Origin of the sequence: Paenibacillus gallinarum (genome assembly GCF_014836635.1) — a bacterium.
Taxonomy (GTDB): domain Bacteria; phylum Bacillota; class Bacilli; order Paenibacillales; family Paenibacillaceae; genus Paenibacillus; species Paenibacillus gallinarum.
Map to the genome: position 1 here is coordinate 450,404 of NZ_JACSQL010000002.1, position 12,879 is coordinate 463,282.

At 44.0% G+C, this 12,879-nt stretch carries 11 protein-coding genes; 9 read left to right on the forward strand and 2 right to left on the reverse strand.

Annotation, left to right across the window (positions count from 1 at the left end; genetic code table 11):
- The first annotated feature begins 43 nt into the window (after window positions 1–43).
- A complete protein-coding gene (locus H9647_RS07195; protein WP_191799072.1) occupies window positions 44–934 on the forward strand; it encodes a PHP domain-containing protein in 891 nt (296 codons plus the stop codon).
- A 113-nt stretch (window positions 935–1,047) separates the two neighbouring features.
- On the opposite strand, the gene H9647_RS07200 is transcribed toward H9647_RS07195, so the two are convergent.
- Window positions 1,048–2,787 carry an Rqc2 family fibronectin-binding protein gene (locus H9647_RS07200; protein ID WP_191799073.1) on the reverse strand — a complete coding sequence of 580 codons (1,740 nt, stop codon included), beginning with the start codon at window positions 2,785–2,787 and terminating at the stop codon, window positions 1,048–1,050.
- Between the two features lie 263 nt (window positions 2,788–3,050).
- Between H9647_RS07200 and H9647_RS07205 the strand changes: the two genes are divergently transcribed.
- The 3 genes from H9647_RS07205 (at window position 3,051) to H9647_RS07215 (ending at window position 8,789) form a co-directional block, all read left to right on the forward strand.
- Window positions 3,051–5,837 carry a calcium-translocating P-type ATPase, SERCA-type gene (locus H9647_RS07205; RefSeq protein WP_191799074.1) on the forward strand — a complete coding sequence of 929 codons (2,787 nt, stop codon included), beginning with the start codon at window positions 3,051–3,053 and terminating at the stop codon, window positions 5,835–5,837.
- A 129-nt stretch (window positions 5,838–5,966) separates the two neighbouring features.
- Entirely contained in the window at window positions 5,967–6,812 is an 846-nt protein-coding gene (dapF, locus tag H9647_RS07210; protein ID WP_191799075.1) for a diaminopimelate epimerase, read from the forward strand.
- Window positions 6,813–6,896: 84 nt separating this feature from the next.
- The gene (locus H9647_RS07215) at window positions 6,897–8,789 is read left to right on the forward strand and encodes a bifunctional homocysteine S-methyltransferase/methylenetetrahydrofolate reductase (protein ID WP_191799076.1); all 1,893 of its coding nucleotides are present in this window, start codon (window positions 6,897–6,899) and stop codon (window positions 8,787–8,789) included.
- Between the two features lie 71 nt (window positions 8,790–8,860).
- On the opposite strand, the gene H9647_RS07220 is transcribed toward H9647_RS07215, so the two are convergent.
- On the reverse strand, window positions 8,861–9,256 hold the full coding sequence (locus tag H9647_RS07220; RefSeq protein WP_191799077.1) for an acyl-CoA thioesterase: 396 nt from the start codon (window positions 9,254–9,256) through the stop codon (window positions 8,861–8,863).
- 174 nt (window positions 9,257–9,430) lie between these two features.
- Between H9647_RS07220 and H9647_RS07225 the strand changes: the two genes are divergently transcribed.
- The 5 genes from H9647_RS07225 to coaBC all read left to right on the forward strand — a co-directional run bounded on the left by H9647_RS07225 (window position 9,431) and on the right by coaBC (window position 12,879).
- A complete protein-coding gene (locus tag H9647_RS07225) occupies window positions 9,431–10,321 on the forward strand; it encodes a YicC/YloC family endoribonuclease (RefSeq protein WP_191799078.1) in 891 nt (296 codons plus the stop codon).
- 83 nt (window positions 10,322–10,404) lie between these two features.
- Window positions 10,405–10,665: an extracellular matrix/biofilm regulator RemA gene (gene remA, locus H9647_RS07230; protein ID WP_006209218.1), complete on the forward strand. Its 261-nt coding sequence runs from the start codon at window positions 10,405–10,407 to the stop codon at window positions 10,663–10,665.
- A gap of 13 nt (window positions 10,666–10,678) precedes the next feature.
- On the forward strand, window positions 10,679–11,254 hold the full coding sequence (gmk, locus tag H9647_RS07235) for a guanylate kinase (RefSeq protein ID WP_191799079.1): 576 nt from the start codon (window positions 10,679–10,681) through the stop codon (window positions 11,252–11,254).
- 20 nt (window positions 11,255–11,274) lie between these two features.
- Window positions 11,275–11,496, forward strand: a complete 222-nt coding sequence (rpoZ, locus tag H9647_RS07240) for a DNA-directed RNA polymerase subunit omega (RefSeq protein ID WP_191799447.1) — start codon at window positions 11,275–11,277, stop codon at window positions 11,494–11,496.
- Between the two features lie 171 nt (window positions 11,497–11,667).
- Window positions 11,668–12,879: a bifunctional phosphopantothenoylcysteine decarboxylase/phosphopantothenate--cysteine ligase CoaBC gene (coaBC, locus tag H9647_RS07245; RefSeq protein WP_191799080.1), complete on the forward strand. Its 1,212-nt coding sequence runs from the start codon at window positions 11,668–11,670 to the stop codon at window positions 12,877–12,879.

The window sequence follows — 12,879 nt, forward strand, 5'->3', positions numbered from 1 at the left end:
ATTGTATAAAGCATGTGCAAGGCATTGGTAAGGAGGGATTCGTATGAATAAATCGGAAAGAGAAGCAGTTAATGTAGAACTTTTGAATGGAAAATGTGATCTTCATACGCATAGTCAGGCATCGGACGGAATGCAGCCGTCTACCGAGAATGTTCGCATTGCGTATAACAAAGGTCTTACAGCTGTTGCGATTACAGATCACGATACGGTTGCAGGAGTAGAAGAAGCGCTCGCAGCGGGTGAAAAATATGGGATCGTGGTTGTACCTGGTGTAGAGATCAGTACTAGACTTGAGGAAAAAGAAATCCATGTGCTTGGGTACTATGTGGATATAAAGGATCCTGAATTTCTTAATAGACTAGAGACCCTACGCAGAACCCGTGAGGAACGGAACATCCTCATTCTGGAGAAGTTAAATGAGCTTGGGCTCGTAATTTCTATGGAAGACGTAATTCGGGAGATGGGACGACCGCTGGAAAAGGATGAGACAGTTGGGCGTCCGCATATTGCGGATACGCTTGTAGCGAAAGGATATGTAAGTAACATGCGGGAAGCTTTCGATCTTTATTTAGCAGAAGGTAAACCGGGATTCGTCAGTGTTCCGCGGGTGACACCAGAAGATGCATTTGCCTGGATTAGAGCTGCAGGCGGAACGCCGGTGCTTGCCCATCCTGGGCTTTATGGCGACGATGAACTCGTTCGAAAAATAATAGAACATGGTCATCCGGCGGGCATTGAAGTTTACCATTCAGACCATGGCCTAGAAGAGGAAAAGCGATACCTTGCTATGGCTAAGCAGTACAACCTGATTGTAACTGGCGGTTCTGATTTTCATGGGGCGAGGCAGGGAGTTGTATTCCACGGGGATCTCGGCAGCGTGACCGTAGATGCTTCTGTACTGAGTCAACTACATGGGGCAAGATCGAGAGAATAAAAAAACGGCAGAGACAAACTAGACTAGCTAATTTATCTCTGCCGTCGTAAAAAGCAGCGTTCTCTATCGTATAGGGAACGCTGCTTTTTGATTTACTATTTTTAGGTTTAAGATCAGTTCTTAATGTGGCTAGGCAGCCTTTTAATCAGATCTTCGCTCGGTGTAACAAACAGCGTTTTTTGATTATCGTAAATCACAAAGCCGGGTTTTGCACCGCTAGGTTTTTTTACATGACGGATGGTCGTATAATCCACAGGCACACTGCTTGACTCTTTGGCCTGGCTGTAATAAGCCGCAATCATTGCTGCTTCTTCCAAGGTCTGCTCAGAGAAGGAGCTAGAGCGAATGACAACGTGTGAGCCCGGGATGTCTTTTGTATGAAGCCATGTATCATTAGAATTGGCTAGACGATTCGTCAAGTATTCATTTTGCAGGTTATTTTTGCCTACATAGATTTCGGTACCATCGGAAGACGTGAACACTTGCAGAGAAGGAAGTTGATTCTTCTTTTTCTTTTTTTTATTTCCTTTTTTATTACGGTCCCGAAGATACCCTTCAGAGACCAGTTCTTCCCGAATCTCTTCGACATCGTTTATCGATGCAGAAGCCAGCTGCTGTAATAAGTTGTCCATGTACATGATTTCTTCGCGTGTTTTGATCAGTTGTTCCTCAATGATCTGCAGGCTGTTTTTGTATTTATTGTATTTCTTAAAATAACGCTGAGCGTTATCGGATGGAGTCAGAAGCGGGTCAAGCGGGATGCGTACTTCAGCTTGATTTTCATCATAGAAGTTCGTAAGAACCGCTTCTTTATCTCCTTTCTGAATGGCATGAAGAGAAGAAAACAGCAGTTCACCGTAAATTCGGTACTGATCCGCATCATCCGCTTCTGCAAGGTCCGCATTCAGATGATCTAGTTTCTTAATATTTTTATTACGTTCATTTTGCAGGAATCGAAGGAGGTCACTGACTTTCTGTTTGACAACGTCCCGTTCCGCCTTTTCCCCATAGTAAGCTTCCATACATTCACTAATCGAATCATAAGATTGACTCTCCTTCAGATGAGTGAGAGGAATTGCAGAGAAGACCATCTTTTCTTTTGCATTTGTCGCAATGACGGGAGTGAACTCGTTACCGGATACCAGGTTCATCACTTCGGAAAAACCGTTCCATAGTTGTTCTTTGTCCCGCATCGCTTCTGGGTCGCTCTGGTTGCCGCGGAATGCAATCTCTTCCGCAGACAAAGGGCTGAGTCCGCTAAAAGTTTCTACCAGCCATTTCGATACACTTCCTTCATAGCTCTCATATGAAGCGAAGGAAGAAACATTTGCGGTGAGCGGGTTCTCCTTATTTTGCTGCGGAGGTTCCATGTATGAGAATCCAGGCATAATGACACGGTAACTGCTGATCGCAGGTGTCACATGATGAATTCCATCGAGGATATTTCCTGTGGAAGGATCTACTAAGATCACATTGCTGTGTCTGCCCATCAGTTCAACAATAATCTTCTTCGTTGAAACATCTCCGATTTCGTCCCGCTGCCGAACATCAATATGAATAATTCTCTCCATACCGACTTGGCTAATTTTCTCAATAATAGCGCCTTCGCAGTGTTTGCGAAGCAGCATACAGAACATAGGTGCTTCTGTTGGATTCACAAACGTTTGCTTTGTGAATTGAACACGCGGATAAGTGGGACTAGCTGAGATGAGTAACTTGGCATTCTCACGCCCTGCTCGTAGACTAATCACAATATCGCGACTGTTAGGTTGATGTATTTTACTCATCCGTCCGCCAATGAGCACTTGAAGCTCATGTACGATAGAACGAACGACAATTCCGTCTAATGCCATAATCTATGTTCTCCTATCTTGTATCAGGTTGGTTTTATTTTCATGTTGCGCTTGTGTAAAATTTCTTCTCTATCTATCATGCCATAGTTTGAACAAAAACTTAAGAGCCCTCTTTGTGTGATATTTCTGTCCTTGTCCGAATACAGTAGTTTTAGAAGTTTGTCCGGCATTAGACAGCTTGGCATTTTGACTGATGCATGCACACAAGTGTGAGAAAAGCTGGACAGGCACAGGACTAAAGAGCGGGAGGGGAACCTTGGAATATGGAACAGAAGAAGTGGCATCAGATGGGTGCAGACGAACTGAAGTCAGAATTAAATGTGGAGCCGCAGCTAGGTCTAACCAAGGATGAGGCAGCAGACAGACAGAAGAAGACAGGAGCAAATGAGCTGTCAGAAGGAAAAGGTATTTCTCCAATCACCCTTTTTCTAAATCAATTCAAAGATTTTATGGTGCTTGTCTTGGTAGGAGCTACGCTGGTATCCGGATTGCTGGGTGAATACCTGGATGCGATAACGATCATTGCTATCATTTTATTAAATGGGATTCTTGGATTTGTTCAGGAATTTAAAGCAGAACGTTCCCTAAGCGCACTAAAAAAATTATCAGCTCCTACCTCAAAAGTGCTGAGGGATGGAAAAGTAGAACAGATTCCGGCAAAAAACCTTGTTCCCGGCGATATTATTCTTCTGGAAAGTGGAGACCGTGTACCGGCGGATATCCGGTTTATCATGACAAGTAACTGTGATGTGGAAGAATCCGCTTTGACCGGCGAGTCTGTGCCTGTGAATAAACACAGCAAAATCATTGAGCAGGATGATCTTCCGCTCGGAGACCTCAAGAATGTTGGCTTCATGGGAACCATGGTTACGAGGGGGACCGCAAAAGGGATCGTCATTCGTACGGGGATGGATACCGAAATGGGGAAAATCGCAGACCTCATACAGAATACAGAAGCACAAGAAACGCCGCTTCAGCACCGTCTGGAACAACTCGGAAAGATTCTAATCATCGTATCCCTGGTGCTTACGGTACTCGTGGTCGTAGCCGGGATTTTACATGGACAGCCTGCGGTCGGTATGTTCCTTGCGGGTGTCAGTCTTGCGGTTGCCGCGATACCAGAGGGATTACCTGCTATAGTTACCATCGCACTTGCGCTTGGTGTACAGCGGATGATCAAACGTAAAGCAATTGTTCGTAAGCTTCCCTCGGTAGAAACGCTTGGTTCGGCTTCTGTCATATGTTCAGACAAGACAGGAACCTTAACTCAGAACAAAATGACAGTAACGGATGTGTGGCAGGGTGGAAGGCAGCTCAAAGTAACAGGAGAAGGCTATAAACCAGTAGGTCATATTACGCTTCGAGATCATGTAATAGATCTGAAGAATGATCAATCCTTGCGTAGACTCCTTCAAGTCAGCAGTTTATGCAACAACGCACTTATTGAAGAAGTTTCCGTTCAGGAAACACGTAATAAAAAAAGCAATGAGGAAACAGAATGGATATTAAAGGGCGATCCTACAGAGGGGGCGCTGGTCACCTTGGCCTCTAAGCTTGGAATGTCGCCTCAAAGCTTATCTGGGCTGTATGAACGAGTTGAGGAGTTTCCATTTGATTCCGAACGAAAACTGATGTCCGTACTGATGAAACATCAGGGAGGCAGACTTATTTTTACAAAAGGCGCACCAGATGTACTTATTAAGGAATGTGCCTATATTTTATGGGATGACAAAGTAATTCCATTTACCTCAGCGATCCGGCAACAAGTGGTTCAGGCTAATGAGCGGATGGCGAGTTCTGCACTTCGAGTGCTGGGAATGGCCTATCGTGAAGTAAGACCGGAAGAACAGGTAGAGGATGAGTGTAAGGCAGAAAGCCAACTTGTATTTGTCGGACTTGCTGGTATGATCGATCCACCGCGCAAAGAAGCAAGAGATGCGATTGCAACTTGTAGAAGAGCAGGAATCAAGACGGTCATGATTACAGGTGATCACTCGCTTACCGCAGAAGCAATTGCGCATCAGCTCGGTATTCTGCCTCGCGGCGGGAAAGTGATGACAGGACAGCAGTTGTCTCAATTCAGTGATGAAGACCTTGATAAAGAAGTAGATCAGATCTATGTGTATGCGAGAGTATCACCGGAACATAAGCTTCGTATTGTTAAATCACTACAACGAAAAGGGCATGTTGTCGCAATGACCGGTGATGGTGTGAATGATGCGCCAGCAATTAAGGCTGCAGATATTGGGATTGCGATGGGGATTACAGGAACTGATGTTACAAAGGAAGCTTCGGCACTCATTTTGAGTGATGATAACTTCTCTACGATCGTAGCAGCGATTGAAGAAGGCCGGAACATCTACGAGAATATCCGGAAGTTTATACGTTATCTGCTCGCATCAAATGTAGGAGAGATCTTAACGATGTTTTTTGCGATGATGGCAGGTCTTCCGCTTCCGCTTCTACCGATACAGATTCTTTGGGTGAACTTGGTTACCGATGGGCTCCCTGCCATGGCGCTCGGTGTCGATCAGGCGGAGAAGGATCTGATGGAACATAAGCCGCGTTCGGCGAAGGAGAATATTTTTGCCCGTAGACTGGGCTGGAAAATCATCAGCCGCGGTGTGCTGATTGGATTATGTACACTTGCTGCATTCTGGATCACGCTTCGCATAGATCCGCATAATCCTGCTCATCTGGTGAAGGCGCAGTCCGTGGCTTTTGCAACACTGGTTATGGCTCAGCTCATTCATGTATTTGACTGCCGAAGTTCAAGATCAATCTTTCACCGAAACCCGCTGCAGAACAAATACTTGGTGCTTGCCGTTATTTCCTCTGTAGTTCTGTTATTAGGTGTCATGTATACACCTCAGCTCCAACCGATTTTCAAGACTACGGCGCTTGATTTGAGAGAATGGGCTCTTGTTATCGTCGCTGCAGGAATACCAACATTCTTGCTTGGTGCAGGAAGCGTATGGGGAGGCCGAAAAAATCGGCGCAGGCTGGCTACGAGCGGGTACACACCGAAAAGTACAAAATTTTCAGCATAAAATCAATACAATTCCTCCACTCCTTACGATATGCTAACCTGAAAAGTCACTCGTTCAGGTATTGATTACCTGATTGTAGACGATGATTACATCGGAGCCGTTTAGAGCCCAAAGGAGTGGAACCTTATTATGGAATTTACGAAAATGCACGGACTTGGCAACGATTTTATTGTGATATATAGCGAGAAAGAGCTGCCTTCTCATGCTGCAGAACTAGCAATCAAATGGTGCAATCGTTTTTTTGGAATCGGTGCCGATGGGTTGGTATATATTTTACCTTCGGAGAAGGCTGATTTTCAGATGAGAATCATTAATTCAGACGGTACGGAAGCGGAACAATGCGGTAATGCGATCCGGTGTGTAGCGAAATATGTATATGACCATGGTCATATTGATCGTGAGAATATTACGATTCAGACGATTGGCGCCGGCGTACAACCTGTGAGATTGACGGTAGAGGATGGGAAGGTAAGTAAAGTTAGAGTAGATATGGGTGCGCCAGTACTGGACGGTCTCAAGATACCTACTACAATAGATGAGACTCCTGTAGTCAATCAGCCGATTGAAGCAGGAGATAGCAGTTTCCGGTTTACCGCCGTATCTATGGGGAATCCGCACTGTGTTATTTATGTGAAGGATGCAGTGAATTTCGACCTGGCCACCTGGGGGCCGAAACTTGAAGCACATCCCTTCTTCCCCAAAAAAATAAATGTTGAATTTGCTACAGTAAAAGACAGAGAGCATATTGACATGAGAGTATGGGAACGCGGGGCAGGTCCTACGCTGGCATGCGGGACAGGAGCTTGTGCAACGCTTGTATCTTCTGTACTGAACGGGCTTACGGAAAGGGCGGCTTGGGTTCGTCTGAAGGGCGGGGATCTCTTCATTGAATGGAATGAAGAAGATAATCATGTTTATATGACAGGGCCAGCAGCATTCGTATTCACCGGAAAGATAATTGAAAATGAGATTTGACAAAAAGAGGGAACATACTTGTTCCCTCTTTTTATGTTTTTATGTTACATTAGTGTGAAATATAGGAAATGTCACAGGAGGAGAATGAGGGTGGATCTACGTGGGGCGTTGCAAAAGGAAATCCTGATTGGCGATGGGGCGATAGGTACTTATTTATATCAAAAGGGTTTTCCTGTCGGAATCTCCTATGAGGAACTGAATCTAGAATCATCCGATGTCATTCATGATGTACATATGAAGTATATCGATGCGGGTGCACAACTGATTGAGACCAATACGTATTCGGCGAATTACGATAAACTTTCCAAATTCGGTCTGGAAGACAAAGTGGTGGACATTAACCGGGCGGGAGTTCGCATTGCCAAGGAAGCTTTGAATGGAAAAGGATATGTAGTTGGAGCGGTGGGTTCGATTAGAGCGGGTAAACGTTCTGATATTTCAAAAAATAAGCTGGGGTATTACTTTGAGGAGCAAGTTACCGCGCTGATCGATGAGGGCGTTGATGGGATCATGCTCGAAACCTTTTATGATGTAGAAGAACTTTTGATCGCACTCCGGAGTATAAGAAAACAATCGGAACTTCCTGTCATCTGCCAGTTTGCCATTGACGATATTGGAAGAACACTCGATGGTTATACCATGCCTCAAGCCTTCTCGATCTTACACGGAGAAGGAGCAGATGTGATTGGATTTAACTGCCGCTCAGGTCCAAATGCCATCATGCGTGCTATGGAAACGGTATCTACAATTGGTATTCCTATGTCCGTATATCCAAACGCAGGGATTGCTGACTATATTGATGGTGAAGTTCGCTTTGGTGCTTCAGCTGAATATTTTGGACAGACAGCTGTTCGTTTTGCTGATCTCAACGCCCGCATTATTGGCGGCTGCTGCGGTACAACCCCTGAGCACATTAAGGCAATAGCTGAAGCACTTGCAGCGTATAAGCCAGCTCTACTCCCGCCTCTCGATGAAGAGGCATTATTTACACATGATGAAATTAGAAGTTCATTTGCATCCACGGATCAATATGAAAAAACACGTACAGAACCTACCATCGTGGATCTGGTAAAAGAACGCCATACCGTTATTGTGGAACTTGACCCGCCTAGGGATCTAGATATTGAAAAGTTCCTGAAAGGTGCTAAATGTCTAAAAGAAGCAGGGGTTGATGCGCTGACACTGGCTGATAACTCACTAGCGGTTACCCGTATGAGTAATATGGCACTAGGATACCTCGTGAAGGAACAGACAGGAATGAGGCCTTTGATCCATATTGCCTGCAGGGATCGAAACTTAATTGGAACCCAGTCCCATCTGATGGGGTTTGATGCATTAGGCATTGATCACGTACTGGCAGTAACCGGCGATCCGGCTAGGTTTGGTGATTTACCCGGGGCAAGCTCGGTATATGATATGACTTCTTTTGAAATTATTCGAATGATCAAACAGCTGAATGACGGAATTGCCTTTTCCGGTAAGCCGCTGAAACAAAAAGCAGATTTCGTAGTGGGTGCTGCTTTTAATCCGAATGTGAAATATTTAGAGAAGGCAGTTCAGCGTTTGGAGAAAAAAATAGCGGCAGGTGCGGATTACATCATGACCCAGCCTGTGTACGATAAAGATTTGATTATTGCGCTTAAGGAAGCGACCAAGCATCTTGAAATTCCGATCTTCATTGGGATCATGCCACTTGCGAGTGGCCGGAATGCCGAATATCTGCATAACGAGGTTCCAGGCATTCTGTTATCGGACGCGGTAAGAGAGCGGATGGCAGGGCTTGAAGGTGAAGAAGGCAGAGCGATGGGAACTGCGATCGCCAAGGAATTGATAGAAGTTGCCATGGAGCATTTCAATGGAATCTATATTATGACACCGTTTATGTTCTATGGTATGAGCGAAGAGCTGACGAAGTTTGTATGGGAAAAGTCGAGTCACATCATGGAGAAAAAAGGATCGCCAGCAATTATAAATTAAATTTTATTATGAATTGATCAGAAAGGTGCCTTGCTGCGAGAATGATTTCAGCAGCAAAGGCACCTTTTTTACTATGCCGGAAAGAGTTTTCGCAGCATCTCGGGCAGAGGTTTGCTTTTTCGACTAGATGGATCTATCGTTACGCTAGTAACTGCCGCGTCTGCACAGATAATATCTGTCTCGCTTACAATCGTTTGTCTTAGTACATAACTTGAATTTCCGGCTTTTTCTGGTTCTGTAATGACCGTGAGCCTTTCATTCTGAACACATTCCTTACGATAGTTAATATTAATATTAACGGTAACGGTTTGGAATTCTTCTTGGAGCAGCTTGTTATAGGGGAGATCTGCGGCTTCGTACCATTCTTCTCTTCCCCATTCGAGATACTCTAAATATTTTGCATTATTGACATGGCCATTTACATCGATTTCTGTTGGACGAACAATAAGTTGAAGTTCTGTTTTCATGAGATGGTCTCCTTATTAAGTTCAGCATCATTTTTATGAAGAAGTTTTAATTTATTCTACTAGGAAGCCCTTTTTTAGGCAATAATGGTAGGAATTAAACGGGGATAAAGCGCAATGTTCATACTTGTTTCAACCACTATAATCCGATACAATAGTGTAATGGATGTGATGCCGATGTCATTCAGCATGACCGGATACGGTCAATATTCGCTCAGCTATGGCGGCTATAATGTATTGTTTGAAATGAAGTCTGTGAACCACAGATATTGCGAAGTGGTATTCCGAATGCCACGAGAGTGGACACGCTACGAAGATGGACTTCGTAAAATCATACAGCGCAAGCTTAGGCGTGGACGGATTGACGTATTTATAACGAAGGAACTTTCAGTGGAGAGTCATCTGAACCCGGTCCTTAACGAACAGGTAGTAGCTTCTTACCTAGAAGCAGCAAAAGAACTTGAGCTTCGTTATGGAATGAGAGGGAACATGGAAATCTCAGATGTCCTTTCGCTTCCTGGTGTGCTTCTGAAACCGGAGGAAGCGACTCTCCGAGTGGCAACAGAAGATGAAGCTTGGGACACTGCGCTGCAAGAGGGGATAACTCATGCCCTTGAGGAGCTGGTGGAAATGCGAGCTCGTGAAGGAAGTCACCTTGCGAAAGATGTAGAGACCCGGATTTCAAGTTTACAAGCCTGTCATGAAAAGATGGTTCAACTTGCACCTCATGTAGTGATCGAATATCGAAATAAACTGAGGCAGCGATTGGCCGAAATTTCAGATGGACCTTTTGATGAACATAAATTTGGTATGGAGATTGCGATTTTTGCGGACCGATCTAACATAGATGAGGAACTGACTCGTCTCTCTAGTCATCTTACGCAGTGCAGGCAATTACTGACCAGTCCTGACCCTGTAGGTCGCAAGCTTGATTTCTTGATTCAGGAAATGAATCGTGAAGTGAACACCATCGGTACGAAAGCTCATCACCTGACCTTAGTTAATCTCGTGATGGACATGAAGGCCGAGCTTGAGAAAATTAGGGAACAGGCTGCAAATCTAGAGTAGTCTAGAGTGAAGGTAAGCTTGCTGCCAAATAACAACAATGCTTTGCGAGAAGGATCAAAAGTTATAGGGGGACGAACCTGAATATGGCGATTAAACTCATTAACATAGGATTTGGTAATATCGTTTCAGCGAATCGTATCATATCTATTGTTAGCCCTGAATCAGCGCCTATCAAAAGAATTATCCAGGAAGCACGAGATCGTCATATGCTTATTGATGCTACATATGGACGCAGAACACGTGCTGTAATTATTACTGACAGTGATCATGTGATCTTGTCCGCAGTGCAACCGGAGACGGTTGCCCATCGTCTATCTTCTAAAGACGATGACAACGACGAATAAAATGGAGTGTAATATGTCTAAGGGATTACTTATTGTATTATCTGGCCCATCGGGTGTAGGAAAAGGAACCGTATGTACTGCTTTGCGTAAACGAGTTCCTAATTTGACGTACTCCGTGTCGGCAACGACACGCCAGCCAAGACTTGGCGAAGAAAACGGAGTGAACTATTTTTTCAAAAGCCGTGAACAATTTCTTGATATGATTGAAAAAGATGAACTACTAGAACATGCGGAATATGTGGGTAATTACTATGGTACACCGCGTGATTTTGTAGAACAGACGCTTGAATCAGGCAAAGATATTATTCTGGAGATTGAGGTGCAAGGAGCACTTAAAGTAAAAGAAAAGTTCCCAGAAGGAATTTTCGTATTTTTACTGCCTCCTTCGCTCGATGAACTGAAAGACCGTATTCAAGGTCGCGGTACGGAGAATCAAGCAACGATTGATCACCGGATGACCGTCGCTGCTGAAGAGATCAGTCTTTTAGAAAAATATGATTATGCTGTGGTGAATGATGAAATTGATTTGGCGTGTAAGCGAATAGAATCCATTATCATCGCCGAACATTGTAAAGTAGCGAAAAAATAGAATTGAATGAGGTGTTCGTATTGTTATATCCATCTATTGATGAAATGGTGAACAAAGTCGACAGTAAGTATTCTCTTGTAGTTGCTGCATCCAGACGTGCTAGACAGCTTCGTGAAGGTGAAAAATCCGAACTTAGAAGTCCTAAATCTCATAAACAAGTGGGCGTTGCCCTCGAAGAGATTTATAACGACATCATTAAAGTAGAGCCAGGTACTGACGAAAAAGAAGAAAATGAAGCATAATTCTATTCTTTTTATCTTTACTGAATTACTAAATAGGTAACACCCTGATAAAAGTGACAACCGGAAGGTTGTTATTTTTTTCTTTCTTTCTACTTCTTTTTTTACTCTGTTAACGAAAGATAAAAGAGTGCTTATTGCCATAAATCTATGATAAGAACAGGGGGAGCGCATATGTTGAAGGGTAAAAAAATCGTGCTTGGAGTAACAGGAGGCATTGCAGCATATAAAGCAGCAGCACTGACAAGCAAGCTCGTGCAAAAAGGTGCAGAGGTACATGTGATCATGACGGAATCTGCTAAAAAGTTTATCACGGAACTTACCCTGCAATCATTGTCACGAAATCCGGTTTATACCGATACATTTGATGAGCGAGATGCTTCGGTTGTCTCTCATATCAATTTAGCAGATACAGCGGATCTTGTGCTTGTTGCACCGGCTACAGCGAATACCATTGCCAAAATGGCACATGGTCTTGCCGATGATATGCTGACGACAACACTCCTTGCAACGACAGCTCCTGTGATTATCGCTCCTGCTATGAATGTCCATATGTATGAACATCCTGCGGTTATTGCGAATATGAATACCCTTCATTCCAGAGGTGTTCATTTTATTGAACCTGGTGTAGGTCAGCTTGCCTGTGGCTATGTAGGAAAAGGAAGGCTCGAAGAACCGGAAACCATCGTAGCTGCTTTAGAAACTTTCTTTGAACATCGTTCTCAAAAAGGATGCTTGGCAGGGAAAAAAGTCGTCGTTACCGCAGGTGGAACTATCGAGCGGATTGACCCTGTTAGATATATAACGAATGATTCCTCTGGGAAAATGGGAGTGGCCTTTGCGGCCGCTGCGAAAGACATGGGGGCGGAGGTTACACTTGTTGCCGCCAATATGCAAGTTCCCTATCCGGCAGATGTGGAAGTAGTGAAAGTGCAGTCAGCTCAGGAAATGTATGAGGCTGTCCATAAACTATGGCCTAAAACGGATATTATGGTCAAAGCTGCAGCTGTGGCAGATTACAGACCTGCGGAAGCTGCGAAACAAAAAATTAAGAAAAAAGACGATACATTTACGCTGTCTCTCGTCAAAACTATAGATATTTTAGAATCACTTGGTAAAGAAAAAACACATCAATACCTGATTGGATTTGCAGCGGAGACAAATGATGTTGAATTCCATGCAAAAGGAAAATTAGAACGAAAAAATGCGGATCTTATCGTTGCTAATGATGTAACGAAACCAGGAGCAGGATTTGGAACGGATACCAATGCGGTTGAAATCTATGACAAACATGGATTAGTTAAAGAATTAGCCGTAATATCAAAAGACGAAGTGGCAAGACAAGTATTTCAAATTGCAATTTCGCAAATGGAGGGGAGGGAGTAA